Below are 22,321 nucleotides of genomic sequence, written 5' to 3'. Positions count from 1 at the left end.
ACGACCCTTTCATGACATCTCTCAGCGGCGCGAAGGCAGCAGTTCCTGCATCTTCGTCTTGATCCCCTGCGTCACCATGTGCCAGGCGTCGGGTTCGCCCTTGAGGACCGCTTCGGTCATCGACTTCATCTGCTCGATGGTGGCGTGCGGCGGGATCGGCGGCACTTCGGGATCGCAGCGGACGTCGAGCACGGTCGGCACATTGGCCGACAGCGCGACGTCCCACGCTTCGCCGAGCATGGCGGGATCGTCGACGGCGATCCCGCCGAGGCCGACCTCGAGGGCGAAGTCCGAATAGGACACTTCCGGCAGGCTCTGCGACGGCTCGAACTTCGGCGAGCCGCCCATGGCCCGCAGTTCCCACGTGACCTGGTTCAGATCGCCGTTGTGGAACACGCAGATGACGCATCGCTGATCGGACCACAGTTCGCGGTACCGGGCGATGGTCAGCAGTTCCGCCATCCCGTTCATCTGCATCGCGCCGTCGCCGACCAAGGCGATCACCGGCCGGTCGGGATGGGCGAACTTCGCGCCGATCGCGTAGGGGACGCCGGATCCCATCGTCGCGAGGGTCCCGGAAAGCGTGCCCCGCATCCGGCCGCGCATCCGGAGATTCCTGGCGTACCAGTTGGTGGCCGAACCGGAGTCGGCGGTGACGATGGCGTCTTCGGGAATCCGCTCGGACAGTTCGTGCACGATCCGCATCGGGTTGACCGGATCCGCCTCCAGCATCGCCTGGCGGGTCACCGTCTCGTGCCAGTCGCCGGCGTTCTTCTCGATCTTTTCCCGCCAGCCACGGCCGGTTTTGCGCTCCAGCAACGGAATCAGCTGTTGCAGGGTGCCCTTCGCGTCGCCGAGCAGGTTGACCTCGGTCGGGTAGCGCAGCCCGAGGAACCGGGGATCGATGTCGATCTGGACGGCGCGGGCCTGGCCGAATTCCGGCAGGAACTGGGCGTACGGCATATTCGAGCCGACGATCAGCAACGTGTCGCAGTCCCGCATCATCTCGTACGTCGGCCGCGTGCCGAGCAGGCCGATCGAGCCGGTGACGTACGGCAGATCGTCGGGCAGGACATCCTTGCCCAGCAACGCTTTCGCCACCCCGGCGCCGGTGAGTCCGGCGACTTCGCGGAGTTCGGTGACGGCGTTGCGCGCGCCCTGCCCGACCAGGATCGCGACCTTCTCACCCGCGTTCAGCACCTCCGCGGCGCGGGCGACCTCCTCCGAAGGCGGGATGACGCTGGCCCGCGGATGGTCGGGCGGTGAGGACGGCACGTGCTTGAACTCGTGCTGCGGCGGGTGGTAGGGCTCCTCCTGCAGATCCGCCGGGATGATCAGCGCCGTGGGCGCGCGCTGCGCGATGGCCGTGCGGAGGGCGCGGTCGAGCGCGTTCGGCAGCTGTTCGGGGACGTTCACCTCGACGAGGTACTCACTCGCGACGTCCTTGAACAGTGCCTGGAGATCCACCTCCTGCTGGTAACTGCCGCCCATCGCGCTGCGCGCCGTCTGCCCGACGATCGCCACCACCGGCACGTGGTCGAGTTTGGCGTCGTAGAGACCGTTGAGCAGGTGGATCGCCCCCGGGCCGGACGTCGCCATGCAGACACCGGGCCGCCCGCTGAGTTTCGCGTACCCGACGGCCGCGAACGCCGCCATCTCTTCGTGGCGCGTCTGCACGAAGCGAGGTTCGTTCTTCGCCGCGCCGAACGCGCTCACCAGCCCGTTGATCCCGTCCCCGGGATAGGCGAAGACCTGCTCCACGTCCCATTCGCGCAGCCTGGTCAGAACATGGTCCGCAACGGTTTCGCTCATGGTCGCCGGATACCGCCGCCCTCCGGCGGCTAAACGTCCTCGAGGATCTTGCTGATCCCCGCGACGACGTCCGGATGCCCGAGGGGCAGCGGCGGCGGCACCCGGTTGTACGGCTCACCGGTGCTGTGGGGGAGGACGGCCACCGCGGTGCCGGCGGACCGCACCCGCTCGGCCAGTTCGGAGGACTCGTCCGGCACCGGGTCGATCAGCAGGACATGGGACGCGGCGCCCGGGTGCCGCTCGGCCAGCCGGAGCGCGTCTCCCGCTGCCTCGCCGGAGGCCACGACGTCGATCGGAGGGCCGCCGGGTTCCGCGTCCCCGAGTACGTCTTCGGCCTGGGTGAGCGCGCCGTCGACAGGCAGCCTGCACCAGATCACCTGACGCTGGGCCGCGAGCGGCCGCCACGTCGCGGGGAGCTCGCCGTTCTTGCCCTCGCCCGCAGGATCGAGGACCAGGAGCTTCGCCCCGTCGTCGCCATCGGTGACCACCGAGGGGCCTTCGGCGCGGACGGGATCGGTTTCGGCGGTCATGGTCGTCTCTCCTCTAGCAGTTCGTGCGGGGGAGTTCGGGGGAATCGGTGTCCAGCGGCACCGAACCCGATCGTACGAGTCCTAATTGGACTGTCTGCCGCTTCGTCACCGCGTCGAGCGCCCAGTCGGTGGCGGTGCGCAGCCGGTTGCCCGGCATGGCCAGCAGATGGTAGCCGCGGGTGACCGCCTTGGCGGCGAATCCGGAAAGCGGGATGTGCAAGGGATTCGCCGCGGCCTGGCGGGCGCCGAGGTCGACGACGAAACCGAGATCGTGGTGCCGGTAGGTGCCGTGCGAACCGTGCCCGAGCGACGCGGCCACGTTCCGCCCGGCGAGTTTGCCCTGCCGTTCGGCGTGTTGTGCCGTCATCGGCGTGTATTCCCCGGGCCTGGTCAGGTCGGGGACGGCGGCCGCGTCTCCGCACGCGTAGACGTCACGTCGTCCGGGGACGTTCAGCTGCGCTGTCACGACGAGCCTGCCCTTGGCCGTCTTCAACCCCAGATCCTCGATCAGCGGATCCGGCCGGACCCCGACGCACCATACGAGGGTGTGCGTCGGCACGGATTCACCGGAGGTCAGCGTGACCCCGTTTTCGCCGGCATTGTCGATCGAGGTCTTCATCAGCACCTCGACGTCGCGTTCCCGCAGCACCTGGTCGGCGGTGTCGCCGAGGCGCCGGTCGAGTTCCGGCAGGACACGTTCGGCGAGGTCCAGCAGCAGCCAGCGGATCTTCTGATCCTTCAGTTCGGGGTGCCTGGCGGCGAGCGCGGCGGTGAACGCCGGCCCCTGCGCGGCGACCTCCGTGCCGGTGTAGCCGGCGCCGACCACGACGAACGTGCAGCGCGCGTCGCGTTCTGCCGGATCTTTCGCGGAAGCGGCGAGTTCTATCTGGCGGGTGATGTGGTCCCGCAGATAGAGAGCCTCGGGCAGACCACGGAAGCCGTGGGCGTACTCGGGCACGCCGGGGATCGGCAGCAGCTTGTTGACGCTGCCCGCGGCGAGCACGAGACGGTCGTAGCCGAGGGAGTGTTCGCGGTCCTCGGGGTCGACGTAACTCACGCTGCGGCCGTCGAAGTCGACGGATTTGGCGGTGCCGAGCACCAGCCGCACACCGCGCAACGTGCCGGGGATGGACACCGAAATCCGTCGTGGCTCAAGGATTCCGGCGGCGACTTCGGGCAGGAGGGGGAGATAGAGGAAATAGTCGGTCGGGTTCAGCACGACGATCTCCGTGTCGTCGCCGACCGACTTGAGGAGGGTTTTGGCCGCGTTGTAGCCGGCGAACCCGCCTCCGATGACCACCACGCGCATCGTCAGTCCTCCGTGGGCCAGTCGCCGGTCGCCTTGCGGTAGCCGACCGCGCCCGCCCGTTCGGTGGCGGCCTTGACCGCGCCGAAGATCGCGCCCTGCGCGGCGGCCGCGACGATCACCTGTGTCCAGGTGAAGTCGCGGTCCGTGGCGTCCGGCGCTTCTTCCTCGCCGCTCACGCGTTTCCAGATCTGCCTGAACGCGATCCCGGCGAGTATCCCGCCCGCGGCGCTGACGACCATGCTCAACGGCTTGTAGAGAACCTTGTTCACGACGAAGACCTCTTTCGCATGATCAGCCGGATCGTCACGAGCAGTGCGAGAACGCCCGCGAAGATCGGCAGGGGATTCGCGCGGACGACTTCGGTGCCCTGACGGAACTTCTCCGCCGCGGGCTCGGAGACCTTGTCGGAGATGGCGGCGCTCGCCTCGTCGACCTTGGTGTCGAGGTTGTCGTTCACCCTCGATTTGACGTCCAGTTTCCGGCCGAGCGCGTCGAGCGTCTCGGTGAGCTCCTCGCGGGTCACGTCGCGATCCGCGCGGGCTTCTTCCGCGTTCTTGGGGAAATCGTTCATGAGCGCACTCCTTGCTTGACGGTGTCGACGTCCTCGCGGACACCCGCGATGGCCTCTTCCGGCACCGGCGGGGTCCCGCTCGTGACCTCCTTCTTGCCGATGAGGGCGGAAATGCCGCCGATCAGCAGCAGCGCCGCACCGGTCACCACGGCCGCCAGCCACGCGGGCATGACCAGGGCGAGCGCGAGCACGGCAGCGGCGATCAGGGTCGCGAGGCCGAAGAGCGCGAAAATGCCGGCGGCACCGAACAATCCGGCGCCTGTCCCCATTTTCTTCCCTTTCTTCTGCAACTCGAAAACGGCGAGTCGCATTTCGTCGCGGACCAGGTGCTTGACCTCGTCGCTCAGGTCGGAAACCAGTTCGCCGACCGACTTCTCCCCGGACGGCTTCCGGTGGGTTTCTTCGATCATGGAGCACCTCCTCGGAGCGTTCTGCCAGCCGGGTACCCGGGCTACCGGTCGGTCAATCACGGCGTGTTTCGCCCCGCTGAGCGCCGGGTAGCCGGGGAGTGCCGGCTCGAAAAGACCGAACCGACAGGAGGATGCATGAGCACGATCACCGAAATGGTGGACGTCCAAGTCCCGGTGAAGACCGCGTACAACCAGTGGACCCAGTTCGAGAGCTTCCCCCAGTTCATGGAAGGTGTCGAGGAGATCCGCCAGATCGACGCCACGCATACCCACTGGGTGACCAAGTTCGGTGGGGTGAGCCGGGAATTCGACGCGACCATCACCGAACAACATCCCGACGAGCGCGTCGCGTGGACGTCGGACTCCGGTCCCGACCACGCGGGCGTCATCACCTTCCATCGCCTTGACGACAACAAGACCCGTGTCACGGCTCAGATGGAGATCGACCCGGAGGGCTTCGCCGAGAACGTCGCCGACAAACTCGGCGTGCTCGACCGCCGGGTCAAGGGCGACATGAAGCGGTTCAAGGAGTTCATCGAGAGCCGCGGCCGCGAGTCCGGCGCGTGGCGCGGCGACGTGGACCGCCCCGGCAGCTGACGACGACCCGGGACCTCCCCTGGAAGACGGCGTTTTCGCGGGGGAGGTCCCGGGTATCTCATGGGCGAGTCCATTACGAAGGGAGCGTTCCGGCATGACTACCAACGCATACGTGGCCTTCCTCGTCATCGGGGTGGCTCTGGTCATGCTCGACGGTCTGATCATCTACCAGAGCGGTAAGCGCTACCTGCGAGGTTCCCACGGCGACCCGGCCGCGGGCGCGTCCATGACGTGGCTCGTCACGGTGTTGTTCCATCTCGCGACCTTGGGTGTTCTGGCGCTGCTGTCGACCGTCGACATCGGGGGCAGCGACCTTCCGGGTGTGGTGGGCAGGCTGGGCGTTCTGCTGCTGGTCCTGGCCGTCGCGCACGCGATCACGCTCAGCGTGCTTTCGCGGATCCGTGGTGAGCAGGAGGCCGAAGCGGTCATCAACCGGCCGAAGCGCGTCGAGCCCGAGCAACAGGGCACGACGGTGACGCCGGTGCCCGGCCAGGACGGCCGTTACCCGGCCGCGAGCCCGTCCATCGAACAGCGGGCGCCGTACACGACGTAGTAGAAAGTCGAGTGCTGGCAGGAGGTTTCGCCGTGCACGAGATCGAAGACGAACTGTGGGAAGAATTCCACCGCGTGGTCAACATGACTTCGCGGGAACTGGCCGACTGGTTGCGCACGCGGTCGGCCGACCCCGAGGACGAAGCACTGCCGGACCAGGCGGGCACCCCGACCGGACGGCATGTGCTCGGCATCCTCGGCAAGCGCAGGACCGACCTCACCGCCGACGACGAACGGGTGATGCGCTCGGTCGTCCAGCGGGTCACGGACGAGCGACGCGACGATCTGGAACCGGTCGCGGGCGAGGCGCACTGGCGGCACAAGCTGATGTCGATCGGGCACGATCCGCTCAAGCCGGCTTGAGGGTTGAGTACGCGACAGGGGTCGTGAGTGTTATGTGTCGTTCTAACGACCCGAAACACTCACGACCACCCAGCGGGCGGCTCGTACAGTGCTTCCGGCGGTCCGGCGTCGCGCTCCTATGTCGTGAAGGGCCCCTTTGAGACCTTCAACGTCTCAAAGGGGCCCTTCACGACATACCCACGACCGCCTTGGCCCTAACCCGAATCGCCACTCACGACCCCCTTCACCGGCGCACCCGATAGCGCAAGTGAAGCACCCGGCCGCCCTGGATCACCACGTCGGGATCCTCCAGCAGATGCTGGGCGTCGACCGACCCGAAGTAGCGCTTTCCGGACCCGAACACCACGGGTACGACGTCCATGCGCACCTCGTCGACCAGGCCCGCGGCAAGTGCCTGGCCACCGACGTCGCCGGCGGCGACCTCGACCAAGCGGTCACCCGCGAGTTCCCGCGCTTTGGCCACGGCCGCCTCGACGCCGTCGACGAAGTGAAACGGCGCCTCCGGGTCCCAGCCCTCGGGCGACGGCCGGTGCGTCACGACGACCACGTGATCGATCCCGCTCGGTGGCTTCCCGTCCCAGCCGTCCGTCAGGTCGAAGACGTGGCGGCCGGCGATCGTCACCCCGATCTGGTCCCAGTACGGGCGGGTGTGGTCGTAGGAGGCCTGCGACACCTTCAGCGCGCCGCTCTCGTCCAACGGGACGTCACCGCCGGACAACCAGTCGAACAGCGGCCCCGGCTGGTCGTTCTCGTCCGCGACGAAGCCGTCCACCGACACCGAGCCGTACATGACCACCTTGCCCACGGGGCGCTCCTCTGCTTGGGGAGCCTCAAATTAGCGTGTCGTGAGCTGTCGCTCTTGTAAGAAATCAATCGGCGGGCAGCGGCCAGCCGTCCAGCGTGTGGCCGGGGTGTTCGCGCAGGAACCGCCGCCGGACTTCGAGGTACCGGGTCGGGGTGAGCCCGGTGAACTCCCGGAACTCGTGGCCGAAGTGGGCCTGGTCGAAGTAGCCCGCGCCACCGGCGAGGTCGCCCCAGTCGACCGGTCCGGCGGGGTCGATCGCGAACACGGTGGCGGTGAAGCGGTACGTGCGGGCCAGCCGCTTCGGCGTGACGCCGATGAGCTCCTTGAACCGCCGTGCCAGATGAGTACTGCTGACACCGGCCGCCTCGCTCAGGTCGCCGATCGCCACCGCCCCGCCCGCCGCCGCGATGACGCTGCTCGTATGGCGGACCAGCCCCAGGCCGTCGGTTTCGCACAGCCGCCGCATCAGCTCCTCTTCGAGCAGCGTCAGCATCTCGTGCGGTCCGTCCGCGCCGGCCAGCCGATCTCGCAGCTCGGTGACGGCGGGCCTGCCCCAGACCTGCTCCACCGTCGCCGGCCGGTCACACAGCTCGGCCGCGGGCATCGGCAGGAACGGCGCCGGCCCCCACGGCTTGAAGTGCACGCCGACGGACCGGGTCCGGGGTGGGTAGCCGAACTCCCACGCGCGCGTGGGAGTGGTGACCACGCAGCCGTCGGCGTACTCGGTCGTCTCGATGTCGGTGACGGCACGGATGCGGAACGGCGCCCCGAGGTTGACGATGAGCAACGCCGACGGCGACGGCGGCAGCGTCAGCCGGGCATACGGCGGCGAACCCTCCAGGTAGTAGAGGTCGTCGATCAGCCCGTCCAGCGGCGGTCGCGGCACTCGGGACACGTACTTCACGCACACAGCATCGCCGATGCCCGGTCCGGCTACTCCGAGAGCTTGCCCCGCAGCTGGTCCAGCGTCTGCGCGAGAAGGCGCGACACGTGCATCTGCGAGATGCCGATCCGTTCCGCGATCTGCGTCTGCGTGTAGCCGCCGAAGAAGCGCATCACGAGGATCGCGCGTTCCCGTTTCGGGAGCTCCCGCAGCAGCGGTTGCAGCGCCTCGTGGGTCTCCACCAGAGCCATCTCGTGGTCCTCTTCGCCGATCGTGTCGGCGAGCGAAAGGGCCTCGGTGGCGTTGTCGTGGACCGGCTTGTCGACCGACAACGTCTGGTACGCCTGGCCTGCGAGCAGGCCTTCGCGCACTTCGTTGACTTCGAGCCCGAGGTATTCGGCGAGTTCGGTCGGGGTCGGCGCGCGGCCGAGCCGCTGCGACAGCGCGGCCGTGCCCTGGCTGAGGGAGACGTGGAGTTCCTTGAGCCGCCTCGGCACCCGGACCGACCAGCCGGTGTCCCGGAAATGCCGCCGGACCTCGCCCATGATGGTCGGGACGGCGAAGGAGAGGAAATCGTGCCCGCGGCCGGGATCGAAACGGTCGACCGCGTTGATCAGGCCGATCCGCGCCACCTGCACCAGATCTTCGCGAGGCTCGCCCCGGCCGGAGAACCGGGTGGCGATGTGCTCGGCGAGCGGCAGCAGTTCGGTGACGAGGCGGGCACGCAGATCCTGGCGGCGTCCGGAGTCCTCCGGCAACGAGGACATCTCGTCGAAGAGGGCTTCGCAATGGGCGTAGTCGTCCGCCTGACGCGTGAGGGTCTTGCGCTCGCCGCTCACCCGTCGCTCGTTCCCGGGGCCAGGACGAGGTCGATCGTCGTCGTACCCCCCACTCCGCCGGGAATCGGCTCGCATCGTGCGGCCACCGAGCCGGCCAAGGTCGTCAGGACGTGCCAGCCGAACGTCGTCTCGCTCGGCAAGAAGGGCTTCGCCGTCCGTGTCGAGATCGAGACGGCGATTCCTTCCGGTACCTCGTGAAACACACAACAAAGAACGGCTCCCAGTGCAGCGGGCTGGACAAGTTGGGAACAGGCTTCGTCGACGGCCATCTTCGCGTCTGAAATGGCGTCCAAGCCGAAGTCCGCACGGGACACCACACCGTGGGTGAGCGTGCGGACGAGGGGAATCTGCTCCGCCTCGGCAGGAAGGCGGAGTTCGACCCGGTCGGACAGTCCGTCCGACTGTGGCCGGGTTTGGGGAGTCAGGCCGCCCCGTCCGTGTGCATCCATTACGAAACCCATCCGTCCGTGGCCGTAAGGTGATCGCGGCGGGGACCCGCCGCGAGACGCGTGATCAACGGCCCAGGGCGCGCTGAAGCTCCTTTTTGGACATCTTCGACCTGCCCTCGACGTTGCGTTGCTTCGCTTCGTTGTAGAGCTGGTCCTTGGTCGGGCTGTTCGGGCCCAAGCGGTTCCCGGACCGTATGCCGCCCCGCCGCTGAGGTGACATGTCCTGGAGGGACGTCCGGCTCGCCTCGCGTGACTCGCCCGCCTGCGCGCGGTTCTTGTTGACCGTGCGCGCGGCGATCTCCTCGGCCCGGTCGGTGCTCGCCCCTCGATCCTCGGCCGAATCCTTGATGTGTTCGTACTGACGTTCTCGTTTGTCGCTCCAAGCCTGCTGCGGCATCGCGCCTCCTCTCTTCCCCGGGTCAGGTACCCCGTTCGATTCACCGGATAAACGTCCGGTTGACCTCGGGAACGGGCGGGTACGCGGAGGTCGGACGCGAAGGAGGCTTCGATGCGCATCGGCTACACACTCATGACCGAACAGGCCGGACCGAAGGACCTGGTGGGCTACGCCGCCGGGGCCGAGAAGGCGGGTTTCGACTTCGAGGTGATGAGCGACCACTTTTCGCCCTGGCTGGACGCGCAGGGACATTCGCCGTACGCGTGGAGCGTGCTGGGAGCGGTCACCCAGAGCACCGAACGGGTCGAACTGATGACCTTCGTGACGTGCCCGACCATGCGTTATCACCCGGCCGTGGTGGCGCAGAAGGCGGCGACCGTGCAAGCGCTGTCGGATGGCCGGTTCACGCTCGGGCTCGGTGCGGGGGAGAACCTCAACGAGCACGTCGTCGGCCGCGGCTGGCCGCCGGCGAACGTCCGCCACGAGATGCTCGCCGAGGCGATCCAGATCATCGGCGGGCTGTTCGACGGCGGGTACTTCAACTACGCGGGTGACCACTTCCGGGTGGACTCGGCGAAGCTCTGGGACCTCCCGGAGCAGCGTGTCCCGATCGCCGTCGCGGTGTCCGGGTCGCAGTCGGTGACGCGGTTCGCGCCGATCGCCGACGCGATGATCGCGGTGGAACCGGACGGATCGCTTGGCCGGGAGTGGGACGCCACCAAACTCGGCCCGCCCACCAGGAAGATCGCGCAGATGCCGGTGTCCTGGGGTGAAGACCGCGACGCCGCGATCCAGCGGGCGCACGAACAGTTCCGCTGGTTCGCCGGTGGCTGGAAGGTCAACGCCGAGCTGCCGGGGCCCGCGGGGTTCGCCGGGGCCACCCAGTTCGTCAAACCGGAGGACGTCGCCGCGGGCATCCCGTGCGGCTCCGACGTCGACCGGATCGTGAAGCAGGCGGGTGAATTCGAGGCGGCCGGGTTCACCGACCTCGCCCTGATCCAGATCGGCGGCGACCAGCAGGAAGGCTTTCTCCGGTTCGCCGAGGACACGCTGCTCCCGGCGTTGCGGGGGTGATTCACCCGGAACCGGAGTGTGCGAGCCCGCGGACGCGGGTACCAGTGCGGCACGTCATCCTTCACCCAAGGGGGAACTGATGAACAACGAACTCGGGCTTCATCCGGTACCCGACCTGTTGCCGGAAGGCCAGGACACGCCGGAGCAGGAGGCGATCCGCCGCAAGGCGGCCCTCGCCGTGGCTTCACAGGCGAGGAGTGCCGAAGACTGCGCGACCTTGCTGGACATGCTCGGCCTGCACGACGGCGGCGGCAGCAGCCGCAGCTCCGAAGTGGCTTGATTCAGCGACCGCGCGCCGTGACGAGGTCCGCGACGAAGGCCTGATAGGCCTCGTCGCGGTCCGGCGCGCGCAGCACCGCGGACGGGTGCACCGTGGCGACCGCGGTGAGGTCGAACTCCGCCAGCTCGATCCGCTCCCCGCGGCTCCGGGTGATGCGGAAGTCGTCGCCGAGCAGTGCCTTCGCCGCGGTCGCGCCGAGGAAGATCAGCAGCTCCGGATGGACCGCCGCCAGCTCGGCGTGCAACCACGGACGGCAGGCGACGATCTCGGTCTTCGACGGCGTCTTGTGGATACGCCGTTTGCCGCGTTCGTCGCGTTTGAACTTGAAGTGCTTGACCGCGTTGGTGACGTAGATCTTTTCGCGGTCGAAGCCCGCTTCGTCGAGAGCCCGGTCGAGCAGCCGCCCGGCGGGCCCGACGAACGGGGCGCCCGCCCGGTCCTCCTGGTCGCCGGGTTGTTCGCCGACCACCATGATCTCCGCTGTGCGCGGGCCTTCACCGAAGACGGTCTGGGTCGCGTCACGGTAGAGGTCGCATCCGCGGCAGCCGGATGCCGCCGAACGGAGCTTGCCGAGATCGGCGGTCTCCGGTGGGGCCGCCCCGGGTGCCTTGGTCGCCATGGGGCCCGGATTCCCCGCCCGGCCGTGGGACAAACCGGTTACGCGAACGCCGCGACGGGTAGTCCGTCGGTATGGCGACCAAGACCGAACCAGCCATCGCATCCGTCCAGGACACCGTGCGTGTCGCACTGCGGGTCGTGCTGCCCACGCTCGCGGGCGGCGTGATCAAACGGCGGCCGCTGGGGATGGCCGCTGCCCAGAAACTCCAGCTGGACCGCTCCGCCGTGCGCCTGTTGTGCGGGCTTCGCTCGCAGTACGGTCCGGGGCCGCTGCGCCTGCGAGTGCCCGGCCGCTCGATCGATCTCGCGTTGTCCGGCGAAGACGTCGGCGAGGTGCTCGCCGCCAGTCCGGTCCCGTTCAGTCCGTCGACCAAGGAGAAGCGGGCGGCGCTGGGACATTTCCAGCCACACGGCGTGCTGATCTCGGACGCGGTGGACCGGCCGCCGCGCCGCGAACTCAACGAGGAAGTCCTCGAACCGGGCAGGCCGCTGCACGACCTCGCCGTCCCATTCGCCTCGGCGATCGCCGAGGAAGCGGCGTCGCTCTGGAACGGCGGCACCCTCGACTGGGACACCTTCAACGTGGCCTGGTGGCGGATGGTCCGCCGGGTCACTCTCGGCGACTCCGCGGCGAGCGACGACGGCCTCACCGACGCGCTCGCCCGCTTGCGGAAGGACGCGAACTGGGCGTATGCGCACCCCCGGCGCGACCGGCTCCACGATCAGTTCCGCACCCGGCTCATCGGTCACCTGGAACGGGCGGAGCCGGGCAGTCTCGCCGAAGCCATCGCCTCGGCGGGCCCGTCGGGCGAGCGGACGACGGAGGTCGTCGCCGACCAGGTCGCCCACTGGCTCTTCGCGTTCGACGCCGCCGGGATCGTCACCTTCCGCGCGCTCGCGTTGCTGGCGACCCATCCCGCCGCGCTGGAACGCGCCGGCGAGGAGGTCGCCGCCGCCGACCTGACCGTGCCGAACCAGTTCACCTACCTGCGCGCGTGCGCCCTCGAATCGGTGCGGCTGTGGCCGACCACTCCGGCCCTGCTGCGCGAGAGCACGGCCGAGACCGCCTGGGGTCCCGCGGGGACGACGATCCTCATCTTCACCCCGTTCTTCCACCGCGACCCCGAATCCCTGCCCTACGCCGACCGGTTCGAACCCGGGATCTGGCTCGACGGCAGCGCGGCGGCGAATCCCGCCCTGGTCCCGTTCAGCGCCGGACCGGCCATCTGCCCCGGCCGGGATCTGGTGCTGTTCTGCGCGAGCACGATGCTGGCGCACCTGATCCGGGATCACCGCTTCGAGCTGGCCTCCGGCGCCGTACTCGGGCCGGAGCGGCCACTGCCCGCGACGCTGGACAACTTCCACCTGAAGTTCTCGACGGCTTAAGACTCGTCTTCGACCCACTCGAGCAGATCGCCGGGCTGGCATTCGAGCACCCGGCACATCGCTTCGAGCGTGCTGAACCGGACGGCCTTGGCACGCCCGTTCTTCAGCACCGCCACGTTCGCCGGGGTGAGCCCGACGAGTTCGGCGAACTCGCCGACACTCATCTTGCGCTTGGCCAGTTCGACGTCGATGCGGACGACGATCGGCATCAGATCACCTGTTCCAGATCGGACCGCAGGGTGGTGGCCTGGCGCAGCAGCGTGCGCATCACGACCATCAGGAGGCCCAGCACGGCGACGCCGATCAACGCCAGGAACAACAGCAGCGGCAGACCCGGGTCTTCGGCGTTGAAACCGACGTAGAGGAACACGCCCGCCAGCACCAGCCAGCCGGCGAGGATCGCCCACACGATGGCGTCCACCCACCGCAGGGACGCCTCGGTGAAGATCCGGTCCTTCTTGACCAGGGTGAGCAGTTGCCACGTGGCGACGACCACGACCTGCACGCACAGCACCCAGAAGATGGAGACCGCCGTCGCCGGCCAGCGTAGATACGCCATTTCGGGATCCTGCCGTGCCATGTGCGCGAACTGCCCCGGCAGGGACATGGTCTGGAAGAGGACCAGGATCCCGAACAGCAGCAGGAGGAACACTCTGAGCGGCGCGACTGCCCGTTGCCCTGTGATCATACATCGAGTTTCGCGCGTTATCTATCGAAAGTCAATCGGTTGGTATCGAGGCGCGGTGGTTCGGGGGCGGCTGGGGTGGCGTGGCGGCCCGGGTGGGGTCGGGATCGCGAGGTCGCGCCGGTCCTGAGCCGAGGTCACGCGTATTCGAAGTCCGGGCATACGCGGACACAAAACCAGCATTCACGACGAGTCCATGAGGGAATCGCTCACCGCATTCGGTGAAGGGTTGAATTTTCGTTGCGCGAAGGAATTCACCCGGCGGTTGCTCAGCCGTTGTCGCGCCAGGAGGGGTCTGCCAGGATGCTCGTGACCCGACCAGAAGGAGCGTTCCAGTGGCTTCCCGTCTCAATCCTTACATCAGCTTCGCCGGTGACGCCCGGCAGGCCATGGAGTTCTACAAGTCGGTGTTCGGCGGAGAACTGACGCTGAATACGTTCGGTGAATCCGGGATGGCCGGTTCGCCGGTGGAGGACCAGATCATGCACAGCCAGCTCGACACGCCGAGCGGCTACACGATCATGGCGTCGGACACGCCGCCGGGAATGGAGCACAAACCGGGCACCAACCTGTCGGTCAGCCTCAGTGGTGATGACAGCGGGGAATTGCGCGGATACTGGGAGAAACTGTCCGCCGACGGCACGGTTTCGGTCCCGTTCGAAAAGCAGATGTGGGGTGACGAATTCGGTGCCTGCACCGACAAGTTCGGCATCTCGTGGATGGTGAACGTCATCCAGTCCTAGGGCTTTCCGGCCCGATCCACCCCCTGCCGAAGCTCCCGACTTCCGGGGACTTCGGGCCTCGATCACGCGATTCTTGTCATGGCACCGGTGAAAACGCCGTTCTCCTCCGTAGAGGGTCCGGCGGTTTCATCGGGAGGCAAGGATATGAACAGGATTATCGCGGCACTGCTGGTTTCGGCGGGTGCCGTCGTTTCCGTCGTGGGACTGGGCGGTTGTGGGACACCGACCGCCGGTACACCGATCACCGTGGTGCGCGAGATCGCACCTCCCTCGACCACCACCGCTGTCGTCCTCGCGCCGCCGCCCACTTCGGTGGTCGTGGTGGAGCCACCGATGACGGTCACCCGGGCGCCCGCCGTCCAGCGCCTCACTTCGTGCCAGCGGCTTCTCGCCGAGGGCTACTCCTTCGAGTACGCGTTCAGCGCCTGGGTGAACGCGGGCCGTCCGCTGAGCTGGGACGCCGACCGTGACGGATACCCGTGCGAGCAGTCCTACGGGAACCGGAACTAGGCGGGCCGAGATCACCAGGCCGCGACGTCGGCGAGGCCGCGCAGGCCGCGTGGGTGGCGGGCGCGGACGCCGTCACCGTGGACGGGGCCGAGGGCGGCACCGGCCGGGCGCCGTCGGTGTTCCTCGACCAGGCGGGGTTGCCGCTGGTGGAATGCCTGCGCCGGATCGGCAAACACGACGCGTCGCTACTCGTGTCGGGGCGGATCTGGGAAGGGGCGCGTGCGCTGCCTCGAACTCGAACTGCGGTTCCTGGCCGGCGCGCTCGGGAAGTACGACCTCGCGGATCTCACCTCGGACGACCTGTGGTTCCCGACTCGACCGGAGCAGAACGGATGATCAACTCCGACGGGAAACGGTTCCGCAAGGTCAGCACCGACCCGGACGCGCCGGTCACCCTGTACCGGCAGAAGGACGACCTGGTGTGGGCCGAACTGACCGGCGGCGGGGTGCGGCTCGGGTCGCTCACCGGGAAGTGCGGCGAGGACGGGACCATCGACATGGCGTACTCGATCAAGTGATCGGGGGCACAGCACGAACACGCCGGAGATCCTGCCGGACGGGCGGATCCGGCTGAACGAGGTCTGGGATCGGTACGGAACTCCCGGCTCTCGCGGAACCTCCGCCATCGAAGAGGTCGCCGGGCGGGGTGGGACTCCGTGAGGGCCTCCTTCCCTACGCTCAAGGTAGGGAAGGAGGCCCTCACGGACTTACCGGCGGCGGAAGGCGTTCGGTACAGGAGTCGGCGAGGGGCCGAAAGCGTCCTTCACCGCATCAGACGCGGCGAAGGGAGCCTTCAGCCCACCGCTGGGCCCGCCCCCGAATCCAGGCACCCCGCCCCTTTTCTGTCGGCCGAATGGCGATTCACGCGACCGAAAAGGGCAGTCGAGGGGGCTGAACGGCGCACGCCGAAAGGAGGATTTCACCGCGGGTTCTTTTTCAGGTATTCCGCCCAGACCTTCTTGGGTACGCACATTCGCCACGAGTCGACGATCAGCTCTCGTAACTCCTCGTAATCGATCGCGGACAGCCGGACGCGAACCCACTGATAGCGCATATCGGAGGGAATCGGCATCATGAACTTGTCCGGCTCGCCTGCCACCAGCGCTTCCCGCTCCTCTTTGGGATAGCCGAATCCCATCACGGTTTCGTCGGGTGAGAGCGAAAGGAAGACGATTCGCCCCACGCGGAACTTCGCCCGGTCCCGGACCAGTGCCTCATAGGCGCGGGGAAGCTCCGAAGCGACCTTTCTGACGTCATCCCCGGTTACCATTTTTCCACCATTCTCCGCTGTCTGTTCCCCAGTCACCCTTGGCGCCCATGGTGAAGGCGACGTAGAGGTATTCGTCGAGGACCTTCGCCAGTGACACGGGCCTGCCCACCAGGGCGGGGATGTCCTCCCCGTCGTCTCCCGCCTCCGTGATCACCGCGGCGGCCCAGTCGCGGCCGAGCCGGAGGTGCCTGCCGAACGCGGCGCCGTCGCGGGCGCCGTGGAGGGCGGCCGCGATGGCGGCGTCCCACGGCATGACCGTGTTGGGCCGCAACGCATACAGTGCCTTGGCCGCGGCGGTCGGACCGAGTGTGCGCCGGGCCCGTCCGGCTGAGACGACGACGCCCGAGAGGTCCGCGTACGCCTTCGCGGCGGTGTCGATCCCCGCGTCGGTCAGGTCGGAGAGGGCGACGGACGGGAGAGTGGCGCCCCAGGTCTCCCACCAAGCCTGGACCCCCTCGTCGAAGGGGGCGGGTTCGCCGTCCCGAGGGTATCGGATCCGGCATCCCCACGAGTTCAACCAGCGAAGAAGAATTGTGCGATGTGCGGGCTGTGACAGGTCGATCGCGGAGAGCCCGTTTTGATCGGACACTTCCGCTAGGAGTCGAAGCCAAGAGGTGTCGGCATTCGCGAAGCCGTTGAACACTTCGGCGGCCCGCCGGAGTTCGGCGAGTGGCGGCAGGGCGTCAGACATGGGCGAACCCTATCCGGTGCCACCAAGGGGGTGAATTTCCGCGTCCAACTATTGGACTTTGTACATTGAGTCACCTATTTGTATCTGCTGCATGGTTGATTGGTCCTTTAGGGTTGTGGACAGGAAGGCCGCAGGGGTGGCGGTCACGCAGCGCGATTGCGTTACCCCATCCAGGGGAGGAGATGGCATGGGCAGACCCGAGCGACCGTTGGACGGTACAACCGGTCCGATCGCCGCATTCGCTCACGATCTGCGCGTTTTGAGGAACCGAGCGGGAAACCCGAGCTACCGGGAACTCGCGAGGACGGCACTGTTCGCACCTTCCGTGCTGTCCAGCGCGGCCAGCGGCCACCGGCTGCCCACTCTCGCCGTGACCTTGGCGTTCGTCTCCGCGTGCGGTGGGGATCGTGCGGCGTGGGAACGGCGTTGGCGGAGTCTCGCCGGGCAGACCGGGAGCGGCGCCGAGGTCCGGGAGGACCGTGCGCCCACGTCACCGCAGGCGGAAGTTCCGCCGCATGGCGCGCCCGCGATGGCATCCGGCGTCATCCGCCTCGCCCATCCGGCTCAGCTGCCCATGGGATCGAGGACTTTCGTCGGCAGGGAAAGGGATCTGGCCGACGCCGCCGGGATGATCGGGGCGACCGGGCCGGTCAAGGTGCCGTTGCTCGTCAGCGGGCCGATCGGCGTGGGGAAGACGGCTTTCGCCTTACGGCTGGCCGAAGAGGTGGCGGCGGACTTCCCGGACGGGCAGCTTTACGCCGATCTGGGGGACGGCGGAACCGGTGGCCGGTCGGCCAACGGGATCGTGCGGGGTTTCCTGCGCGCACTCGGCGTGCCGGCGCATCTCGTGCCCGACGACCCGATGCAGCGGATCGGGTTGTACCGATCCCTGCTCGCGGAACGCAGGTTGTTCGTGCTCCTCGCGGGCGTCAGCGACGAAGGACAGGTGCGGCCGCTGCTGGGCCGGGCCCCGCACAGCCAGGTCGTGGTGACCAGCCGCGCCCGGCTGCTCGGGCTGGAGGACACGAACCGGATCGAGCTGGACACGTTCTCCCGCAAGGAATCGCTGGCATTGATCGGCAGGATCGCCGGCCAGGGCCGGGTGCGGTCGGAACACGGCGCCACCGACATGATCGCCGAGTTGTGCGGGGATCTGCCGTTGGCGATCAACATCGTCGGCCGCAAGATCGCCGCACGTCCGGAATGGGCGATCGCGTACACAGCGGGCCAGCTCGCCGATCGCGAGCGGCTGATGGACAGTCTCGCCGTGGGAGACGTCAATGTCCGGGACCGGTTCACCTCGGCGTATGAACGGCTTTCGGCCGCCGAACGGGAGGCCATCCATCACTTCGGGCAGAGCGGGGCGGGCTGGACGACGTCGATCGGCATCGCGGCGGCGATGGGCATCATGATCGAGACCGCCGACGAACTCCTCGAATCCGTAGTGGACGCCGGACTTCTCCAGCGTGCCAACGTCGCCGGCCGGTACGCGGTCTCCCGGTTGGTCAGCGCGTTCGCCGCCGAGCGGCAACGCGAACCGAGCCCGTTCGCCGCCGCCGTCCCGATGGTGGGCCGCAGGGCAAGGAAGAACGCGTTCGAATCGCTGCGCCACGAGGCTGTGCGCACGCTGCCGGGTGGCTCGTCCGAAGGTTGATTGTTCTCCCCGTGCGGCGCTTCCGGTCAACGGGCCGCGGCGGTGTGAATGAGTCGATGAAAGATGGCGAGCGAAATCCGGTGACACAAGGCTGATTCTGTCGATTAAGGAGGGTCACGATGCCGGGATCGTGGCGATCGAGGACGGCAAGCTGCTGTTCGCGCTGGAGTCGGAAAAGGACACCTACCCGCGCTACGACCGGATCACCGGTGAGCTGATGGCACGTGCGGCGGGGCACTGAGGCTTCCGGACCACCTGTACCGAACGGACGACACGTGTGATCCGACGGACGACACCCGTGACTGGACGGACGACACGTGTGACTGGACGGACGACACGCGTGTCGTCCCTCTGATCACGGGTGTCGTCCATCTCGACACGAGTGCCGTCCGTCCAAGCACACGCGACCGCGCTTTCGCAACGCTTGACCTGGGGCGCCGCGGCGCGGGACGGGCATGTTCGAGAAAGCGGCCATCCGGGTAACCGTCGGCGAAAGCACCCGACGGGAGGATTCCGATGCCAGACAAGTTACGGCCACCGCAGCAGCAGGAACCGCCGGGCGTGACGTCGAAAATGGACCCGCCGCCGCGCGACTCCATGGAGGACTACGAGGGCCGCGGCCTGCTGAACGGTAAGCGTGCGCTCATCACCGGCGGTGACTCCGGGATCGGCCGCGCGGTCGCCATCGCCTTCGCGAAAGAGGGCGCCGACGTGGCGATCGCCTACCTCAACGAACACGAGGACGCGAAGTACACCGAAGAGCGCGTACGGGCCGAAGGGCGCGAGTGCCTCCTTCTTCCGGGTGACCTGGCCGAGGCGGCGCAGTGCCGCGAGATCGTCGACCGGACGGTGAACGAGCTCGGTGGCTTGGACATCCTGGTCAACAATGTCGCCACGCAGTGGCCGGTCGATTCCCCGGAAGAGCTCACCGACGAGCAGTGGACCCACACCTTCGACGTGAACATCCACAGTTTCTTCCGGGTCACCAACGCCGCCTTGCCCCACCTGGGTGAGGGCTCGGTGATCATCAACACCGGTTCGGTGAACGGCTTGCGGGGCAACAAGTCCCTGATCGACTATTCCGCCACCAAGGGTGCCGTGCACGCCTGGACGTACGCGATGGCGCAGGCACTGGCCGATCGCGGGGTGCGGATCAACTGTGTCGCGCCCGGTCCGGTGTGGACACCGCTGATCCCGTCGACGTTCCCGCCCGAGAAGGTGGAGAAGTTCGGCCTCCAGGTCCCGTACGAGCGCGCCGCCCACCCCGACGATCTCGCGCCGTCGTACGTCTTCCTGGCGTCCAACCGGCTTTCGTCGTACTACAGCGGCGAGGTCATCGCCGCGCTGGGCGGCGAGACGACACCCGGCTGAGGTTCGCGACCGCGTCAACGACGGCTTCAGGCGCGATACGGTCCAGGCACGGATGGCCGGGCACGGGGCAGACCCGGGCCCGGCTGTCCCTGCAGGCCGCGTGCTGGTCGCCGAGCACTTCGGACGGCACTCCGTACGGCGCCCAGCGCGACGACGGCACGACGGGGGCGAACAGGGAGACCACCGGAGTCCCGACGGCGGCCGCGAGATGGGCGGGGCCGGTGTTGGGTGCCACCACGACGTCCGCCCCGGCGAGCACGGCCGCCAATTCGGACAGTCCGGTGCGGCCGCCCAGATCGAGTGCGCCCCCGGCGACTTCCTTGGTCAGCGTGCTTTCCGACGGGGCCCCGGTCACAACCACGTGATGCCCGGCCTCCAGCAGCGCCCGCACGATCGCGGCCGACCGCTCGGCCGATGGTTGCCTGGCCGGGACCGACGCGGCCGGATGGACGACGACGTAGCCCTCATCGCCGACGAGCCCGACGAGCTCGTCCACCGGGGGCAGCGTTTCGCGGATCGCGAGACCGCCGTCGTCGCCGGGCGGCAGCGAGAATCCCGCTGCCTCGGCCAGGGAAAGCATCCGGACCGGCTCCGGCGGGTCACCGGAAACGCGGTGGCGCAGATCCAGCAGCGATCCGGGGTAGTCCTCGCTGATCGCGCCGATCCACGGCACGCCCGCCATCCGCAGCAGCAGCGCCAGCGGCAGCGGCGACTGGTGGAACGACGTCAGGATCAGGGCCGCGTCGAGGGAAAGCCCGCGGAAGTGCCGGACGAGCGCGTCGGTGTCCTCCTGGGTGACCGGCGGAGGTTCGGGGTCGATCCACGGCGCGCACCAGCTGATGACCTCGTCCACGCCGGGCAGCAGTTCGCCCGCGGCGCGGCCTCGCGGCCCGGTCAGCAGGATCACCCGTTCCGCGCCGGTCGCGACCGCGCGGACGCAAGGGCCCGCGAGCAGGACGTCGCCGAGGTTGTCCATCCTCGCGACCAGGACGTTCCCCCTCATCGAGAACCCGCGACGGCCAGGTGGACGGCTTCGGCCAGGTCGCGGGCGACGGTCGCGCGGCGGCGGGCGCGATCGACCTCTTCCGGCAGGGTCCGCGCGGTCGGGATGAGGATCCCGCGGGCTCCTGCGGCGAGGGCGGCATCGACGTCGGCACCCGTGTCGCCGATGACGACACAGCGGCGGACGTCCACGCCGAGTGCTTCCGCGGCCTGGCGCACGAGCCCCGGTGCGGGTTTCCGGCAGGCGCATCCGTCGCCGTCGTCGTGCACACAGACCTGCCACGTGCCGAACGGGCCGAGGACCTTCTCGACGCGGGCGTTCACCGCGGCCAGCCGGTCCGGCGTGATCAGTCCTTTCGCCACCCCGGACTGGTTGCTGACCACGCCGATCCTGATCCCCGCCGCCCGCACGCCGTGCAGGAGTTCCTTGGCGCCGGGAACGGGGCGGACGCCGTCGGGATCGTCGAGGTAGGGCACGTCGACGATGAGGGTGTCGTCCCGGTCGAACAGCAGCGCCTGCGGCCGCCGGGACAGCCGGTGCCGCAGCTCCCCGCGCAGCCGGTGATAGCAGGCCGCGGGCGGGATGAGTACGCTGGTCAGGAGCATCCGCGACACCTCGCCAGGGGTGAGCGGCCCCGGGACGATCCGGCGGGTGGCGAACTCGGCGGTCACTCCCGCCCACACCCCGGCCGCCGCGGCCGCGGCCTTACGCCGCCCCAGCGCGAACAGCGCCGCGGCACCCACCGCGCTCACCGTGGCCAGCGCGTGCCGTTCGAGCCGTCCGTGGCCGGCTCCGGTCTGCTGCCGCCAGAGGACACCGTGCTTGTGCCGCATGAGCGCGTCGTCGGCGTTGCCCCGCTGGGCGCGCAGGCTCGCGAGCGGGCCCGACCGTTTGGGCGGATGGACGGTGACGCGCTCGCCCCGCGCGATGAGGTAGCCCGCCTTGGCGACATGCAAGGCCAGATCCGAGTCTTCCCGGTAGGCACCGGGGAAACGCTCGTCGAAGCCGCCGACCTCGGCGAGCACCTCCCGGCGGTAGGCCATGTCCGCGGTGATCCACCGGGCCGTCTCCAGACCGGCGGTTCCGCGTTCGTCGTCGGTCGGACGGCGGTCCGGCGGCAACGGGACGACGAGCCGCGCCTGCGACGCCGCCGTCTCCGGACCGAGGGAGAGGAGGTCGTCGGCGAGTTTCCGCGGCCAGTCCGAGCCGATCACGACGTCGTCGTCGAGGAAGGCGATCCACTCGGTCCCGGCGCGCCGCCAGCCGGCGTTGCGGGCCGCGGCGGGACCGCGTCCGCCGGAGCGGACGACTTCGACCTCCGTACTGGACGGGGGGAGCCGCAGGTCGTCACCACCGGGCCGGTCGTCGGCCACGACGATCCGCGCGGGCCGGGGTTCGCCGGCGGCTTCGATCGCGGCCAGGAGGGTATGGAGATTCTCCCGGCCGGTCGTCGGAATCACGATCGTGTAGTCGAGGTCGCTCACCCTCTTCCGGTACCCGGGTGCCACGGCCGCAAACG

28 protein-coding genes and 1 pseudogene are annotated in these 22,321 nt (G+C 68.5%); 12 read left to right on the top strand and 17 right to left on the bottom strand.

From position 1 onward, the window contains the following. Nucleotides 1-21 precede the first annotated feature (21 nt). The 6 genes from DMH03_RS26660 to DMH03_RS26635 are packed head-to-tail and all read right to left on the bottom strand — an operon-like array spanning nt 22 to nt 4,632. A complete protein-coding gene (locus DMH03_RS26660; protein WP_125794757.1) occupies nt 22-1,812 on the bottom strand; it encodes a thiamine pyrophosphate-requiring protein in 1,791 nt (596 codons plus the stop codon). Between the two features lie 29 nt (nt 1,813-1,841). Beyond that, entirely contained in the window at nt 1,842-2,342 is a 501-nt protein-coding gene (locus tag DMH03_RS26655; protein WP_125794756.1) for a hypothetical protein, read from the bottom strand. A 13-nt stretch (nt 2,343-2,355) separates the two neighbouring features. Further along, nucleotides 2,356-3,651: an NAD(P)/FAD-dependent oxidoreductase gene (locus DMH03_RS26650; protein WP_125794755.1), complete on the bottom strand. Its 1,296-nt coding sequence runs from the start codon at nt 3,649-3,651 to the stop codon at nt 2,356-2,358. A 2-nt stretch (nt 3,652-3,653) separates the two neighbouring features. Further along, entirely contained in the window at nt 3,654-3,920 is a 267-nt protein-coding gene (locus DMH03_RS26645; protein ID WP_125794754.1) for a DUF4235 domain-containing protein, read from the bottom strand. After that, complete coding sequence (locus DMH03_RS26640; RefSeq protein ID WP_125794753.1) at nt 3,917-4,222, bottom strand: DUF3618 domain-containing protein; 306 nt, start codon at nt 4,220-4,222, stop codon at nt 3,917-3,919. The genes DMH03_RS26645 and DMH03_RS26640 overlap by 4 nt, the downstream gene beginning before the upstream one ends. Next, on the bottom strand, nt 4,219-4,632 hold the full coding sequence (locus tag DMH03_RS26635) for a phage holin family protein (protein WP_125794752.1): 414 nt from the start codon (nt 4,630-4,632) through the stop codon (nt 4,219-4,221). Before DMH03_RS26635 ends, DMH03_RS26640 begins: the two co-directional genes overlap by 4 nt. Before the next feature lie 135 nt (nt 4,633-4,767). Between DMH03_RS26635 and DMH03_RS26630 the strand changes: the two genes are divergently transcribed. The 3 genes from DMH03_RS26630 to DMH03_RS26620 all read left to right on the top strand — a co-directional run bounded on the left by DMH03_RS26630 (nt 4,768) and on the right by DMH03_RS26620 (nt 6,144). Continuing rightward, nucleotides 4,768-5,229 (top strand): SRPBCC family protein, encoded by a 462-nt coding sequence (locus DMH03_RS26630; protein ID WP_125788301.1) that lies wholly within the window; start codon nt 4,768-4,770, stop codon nt 5,227-5,229. A gap of 94 nt (nt 5,230-5,323) precedes the next feature. Continuing rightward, on the top strand, nt 5,324-5,782 hold the full coding sequence (locus tag DMH03_RS26625; protein WP_125794751.1) for a hypothetical protein: 459 nt from the start codon (nt 5,324-5,326) through the stop codon (nt 5,780-5,782). A 32-nt stretch (nt 5,783-5,814) separates the two neighbouring features. Beyond that, complete coding sequence (locus tag DMH03_RS26620; RefSeq protein ID WP_125794750.1) at nt 5,815-6,144, top strand: DUF3140 domain-containing protein; 330 nt, start codon at nt 5,815-5,817, stop codon at nt 6,142-6,144. A gap of 223 nt (nt 6,145-6,367) precedes the next feature. Here the strand turns inward: DMH03_RS26620 and DMH03_RS26615 are convergent, their stop codons facing one another. The 4 genes from DMH03_RS26615 to DMH03_RS26595 all read right to left on the bottom strand — a co-directional run bounded on the left by DMH03_RS26615 (nt 6,368) and on the right by DMH03_RS26595 (nt 9,517). Next, nucleotides 6,368-6,949, bottom strand: coding sequence for a dihydrofolate reductase family protein (locus DMH03_RS26615; RefSeq protein WP_125794749.1), 582 nt, complete (start codon nt 6,947-6,949; stop codon nt 6,368-6,370). Between the two features lie 64 nt (nt 6,950-7,013). Then, nucleotides 7,014-7,835 (bottom strand): helix-turn-helix domain-containing protein, encoded by an 822-nt coding sequence (locus DMH03_RS26610; protein ID WP_125794806.1) that lies wholly within the window; start codon nt 7,833-7,835, stop codon nt 7,014-7,016. A 47-nt stretch (nt 7,836-7,882) separates the two neighbouring features. Continuing rightward, nucleotides 7,883-8,671, bottom strand: a complete 789-nt coding sequence (locus DMH03_RS26605) for a SigB/SigF/SigG family RNA polymerase sigma factor (protein WP_125794748.1) — start codon at nt 8,669-8,671, stop codon at nt 7,883-7,885. A 513-nt stretch (nt 8,672-9,184) separates the two neighbouring features. Next, on the bottom strand, nt 9,185-9,517 hold the full coding sequence (locus DMH03_RS26595; RefSeq protein ID WP_125794746.1) for a plasmid stabilization protein: 333 nt from the start codon (nt 9,515-9,517) through the stop codon (nt 9,185-9,187). Between the two features lie 111 nt (nt 9,518-9,628). On the opposite strand from DMH03_RS26595, the gene DMH03_RS26590 reads away from it, so the two are divergent. Both DMH03_RS26590 and DMH03_RS26585 read left to right on the top strand, forming a co-directional pair. After that, the gene (locus tag DMH03_RS26590; protein WP_125794745.1) at nt 9,629-10,591 is read left to right on the top strand and encodes a TIGR03557 family F420-dependent LLM class oxidoreductase; all 963 of its coding nucleotides are present in this window, start codon (nt 9,629-9,631) and stop codon (nt 10,589-10,591) included. 79 nt (nt 10,592-10,670) lie between these two features. Next, nucleotides 10,671-10,871 carry a hypothetical protein gene (locus DMH03_RS26585; RefSeq protein WP_125794744.1) on the top strand — a complete coding sequence of 67 codons (201 nt, stop codon included), beginning with the start codon at nt 10,671-10,673 and terminating at the stop codon, nt 10,869-10,871. 1 nt (nt 10,872) lies between these two features. Here DMH03_RS26585 and DMH03_RS26580 read toward each other — a convergent pair whose 3' ends face one another. Further along, entirely contained in the window at nt 10,873-11,490 is a 618-nt protein-coding gene (locus DMH03_RS26580; protein ID WP_125794743.1) for a UdgX family uracil-DNA binding protein, read from the bottom strand. A 71-nt stretch (nt 11,491-11,561) separates the two neighbouring features. On the opposite strand from DMH03_RS26580, the gene DMH03_RS26575 reads away from it, so the two are divergent. After that, a complete protein-coding gene (locus DMH03_RS26575; RefSeq protein ID WP_125794742.1) occupies nt 11,562-12,875 on the top strand; it encodes a cytochrome P450 in 1,314 nt (437 codons plus the stop codon). On the opposite strand, the gene DMH03_RS26570 is transcribed toward DMH03_RS26575, so the two are convergent. Next, nucleotides 12,872-13,084, bottom strand: coding sequence for a helix-turn-helix transcriptional regulator (locus tag DMH03_RS26570; protein WP_125788292.1), 213 nt, complete (start codon nt 13,082-13,084; stop codon nt 12,872-12,874). The genes DMH03_RS26575 and DMH03_RS26570 overlap by 4 nt on opposite strands. Next, a complete protein-coding gene (locus DMH03_RS26565; RefSeq protein ID WP_125794741.1) occupies nt 13,084-13,563 on the bottom strand; it encodes a DUF2975 domain-containing protein in 480 nt (159 codons plus the stop codon). The genes DMH03_RS26570 and DMH03_RS26565 overlap by 1 nt, the downstream gene beginning before the upstream one ends. A 332-nt stretch (nt 13,564-13,895) precedes the next feature. On the opposite strand from DMH03_RS26565, the gene DMH03_RS26560 reads away from it, so the two are divergent. From DMH03_RS26560 to DMH03_RS42625, 4 genes and pseudogenes are all read left to right on the top strand, one after another. Next, the gene (locus tag DMH03_RS26560) at nt 13,896-14,303 is read left to right on the top strand and encodes a VOC family protein (protein ID WP_125794740.1); all 408 of its coding nucleotides are present in this window, start codon (nt 13,896-13,898) and stop codon (nt 14,301-14,303) included. Nucleotides 14,304-14,447: 144 nt separating this feature from the next. Then, the gene (locus DMH03_RS26555; protein WP_233611660.1) at nt 14,448-14,813 is read left to right on the top strand and encodes a hypothetical protein; all 366 of its coding nucleotides are present in this window, start codon (nt 14,448-14,450) and stop codon (nt 14,811-14,813) included. Further along, a pseudogene (locus DMH03_RS43055) lies at nt 14,783-14,917 on the top strand (hypothetical protein); the annotation flags it as partial. The gene DMH03_RS26555 and the pseudogene DMH03_RS43055, both read left to right, overlap by 31 nt. A 228-nt stretch (nt 14,918-15,145) precedes the next feature. Further along, nucleotides 15,146-15,331 carry a hypothetical protein gene (locus DMH03_RS42625; protein WP_233611667.1) on the top strand — a complete coding sequence of 62 codons (186 nt, stop codon included), beginning with the start codon at nt 15,146-15,148 and terminating at the stop codon, nt 15,329-15,331. A gap of 401 nt (nt 15,332-15,732) precedes the next feature. Here the strand turns inward: DMH03_RS42625 and DMH03_RS26540 are convergent, their stop codons facing one another. Together DMH03_RS26540 and DMH03_RS26535 are read right to left on the bottom strand one after the other, a co-directional pair. Then, nucleotides 15,733-16,083: an MmcQ/YjbR family DNA-binding protein gene (locus DMH03_RS26540; protein WP_125794739.1), complete on the bottom strand. Its 351-nt coding sequence runs from the start codon at nt 16,081-16,083 to the stop codon at nt 15,733-15,735. Continuing rightward, nucleotides 16,067-16,774 (bottom strand): hypothetical protein, encoded by a 708-nt coding sequence (locus tag DMH03_RS26535; protein WP_125794738.1) that lies wholly within the window; start codon nt 16,772-16,774, stop codon nt 16,067-16,069. Before DMH03_RS26535 ends, DMH03_RS26540 begins: the two co-directional genes overlap by 17 nt. Nucleotides 16,775-17,033: 259 nt before the next feature. Between DMH03_RS26535 and DMH03_RS26530 the strand changes: the two genes are divergently transcribed. After that, nucleotides 17,034-18,428, top strand: coding sequence for an NB-ARC domain-containing protein (locus tag DMH03_RS26530; protein WP_233611659.1), 1,395 nt, complete (start codon nt 17,034-17,036; stop codon nt 18,426-18,428). A gap of 516 nt (nt 18,429-18,944) precedes the next feature. After that, complete coding sequence (locus tag DMH03_RS26525) at nt 18,945-19,799, top strand: SDR family oxidoreductase (RefSeq protein ID WP_125794736.1); 855 nt, start codon at nt 18,945-18,947, stop codon at nt 19,797-19,799. Here DMH03_RS26525 and DMH03_RS26520 read toward each other — a convergent pair. Continuing rightward, nucleotides 19,762-20,802, bottom strand: coding sequence for a glycosyltransferase family 9 protein (locus DMH03_RS26520; protein WP_125794735.1), 1,041 nt, complete (start codon nt 20,800-20,802; stop codon nt 19,762-19,764). The genes DMH03_RS26525 and DMH03_RS26520 overlap by 38 nt on opposite strands. Further along, on the bottom strand, nt 20,799-22,286 hold the full coding sequence (locus tag DMH03_RS26515) for an HAD-IIIA family hydrolase (protein ID WP_125794734.1): 1,488 nt from the start codon (nt 22,284-22,286) through the stop codon (nt 20,799-20,801). The genes DMH03_RS26520 and DMH03_RS26515 overlap by 4 nt, the downstream gene beginning before the upstream one ends. Between the last annotated feature and the right edge of the window lie 35 nt (nt 22,287-22,321).

The sequence above is a fragment of the Amycolatopsis sp. WAC 01376 genome (assembly GCF_003947415.1).
GTDB lineage: Bacteria > Actinomycetota > Actinomycetes > Mycobacteriales > Pseudonocardiaceae > Amycolatopsis.
Note: the sequence above shows the minus strand (reverse complement) of the source record. Positions and strands in the feature narration are given on the sequence as shown.

Excerpts from the sequence above, each read along its gene's own strand:
- DMH03_RS26655 (WP_125794756.1), bottom strand. The coding sequence starts at position 2,342 with ATGACCGCCGAAACCGATCCCGTCCGCGCCGAAGGCCCCTCGGTGGTC.
- DMH03_RS26660 (WP_125794757.1), bottom strand. The coding sequence starts at position 1,812 with ATGAGCGAAACCGTTGCGGACCATGTTCTGACCAGGCTGCGCGAATGG.
- DMH03_RS26585 (WP_125794744.1), top strand. The coding sequence starts at position 10,671 with ATGAACAACGAACTCGGGCTTCATCCGGTACCCGACCTGTTGCCGGAA.
- DMH03_RS26630 (WP_125788301.1), top strand. The coding sequence starts at position 4,768 with ATGAGCACGATCACCGAAATGGTGGACGTCCAAGTCCCGGTGAAGACC.
- DMH03_RS26525 (WP_125794736.1), top strand. The coding sequence starts at position 18,945 with ATGCCAGACAAGTTACGGCCACCGCAGCAGCAGGAACCGCCGGGCGTG.
- DMH03_RS26580 (WP_125794743.1), bottom strand. The coding sequence starts at position 11,490 with ATGGCGACCAAGGCACCCGGGGCGGCCCCACCGGAGACCGCCGATCTC.
- DMH03_RS26625 (WP_125794751.1), top strand. The coding sequence starts at position 5,324 with ATGACTACCAACGCATACGTGGCCTTCCTCGTCATCGGGGTGGCTCTG.
- DMH03_RS26520 (WP_125794735.1), bottom strand. The coding sequence starts at position 20,802 with ATGAGGGGGAACGTCCTGGTCGCGAGGATGGACAACCTCGGCGACGTC.
- DMH03_RS26635 (WP_125794752.1), bottom strand. The coding sequence starts at position 4,632 with ATGATCGAAGAAACCCACCGGAAGCCGTCCGGGGAGAAGTCGGTCGGC.
- DMH03_RS26575 (WP_125794742.1), top strand. The coding sequence starts at position 11,562 with ATGGCGACCAAGACCGAACCAGCCATCGCATCCGTCCAGGACACCGTG.
- DMH03_RS26535 (WP_125794738.1), bottom strand. The coding sequence starts at position 16,774 with ATGTCTGACGCCCTGCCGCCACTCGCCGAACTCCGGCGGGCCGCCGAA.
- DMH03_RS26595 (WP_125794746.1), bottom strand. The coding sequence starts at position 9,517 with ATGCCGCAGCAGGCTTGGAGCGACAAACGAGAACGTCAGTACGAACAC.
- DMH03_RS26590 (WP_125794745.1), top strand. The coding sequence starts at position 9,629 with ATGCGCATCGGCTACACACTCATGACCGAACAGGCCGGACCGAAGGAC.
- DMH03_RS26555 (WP_233611660.1), top strand. The coding sequence starts at position 14,448 with ATGAACAGGATTATCGCGGCACTGCTGGTTTCGGCGGGTGCCGTCGTT.
- DMH03_RS26570 (WP_125788292.1), bottom strand. The coding sequence starts at position 13,084 with ATGCCGATCGTCGTCCGCATCGACGTCGAACTGGCCAAGCGCAAGATG.
- DMH03_RS26650 (WP_125794755.1), bottom strand. The coding sequence starts at position 3,651 with ATGCGCGTGGTGGTCATCGGAGGCGGGTTCGCCGGCTACAACGCGGCC.
- DMH03_RS26640 (WP_125794753.1), bottom strand. The coding sequence starts at position 4,222 with ATGAACGATTTCCCCAAGAACGCGGAAGAAGCCCGCGCGGATCGCGAC.
- DMH03_RS42625 (WP_233611667.1), top strand. The coding sequence starts at position 15,146 with ATGATCAACTCCGACGGGAAACGGTTCCGCAAGGTCAGCACCGACCCG.
- DMH03_RS26540 (WP_125794739.1), bottom strand. The coding sequence starts at position 16,083 with ATGGTAACCGGGGATGACGTCAGAAAGGTCGCTTCGGAGCTTCCCCGC.
- DMH03_RS26565 (WP_125794741.1), bottom strand. The coding sequence starts at position 13,563 with ATGATCACAGGGCAACGGGCAGTCGCGCCGCTCAGAGTGTTCCTCCTG.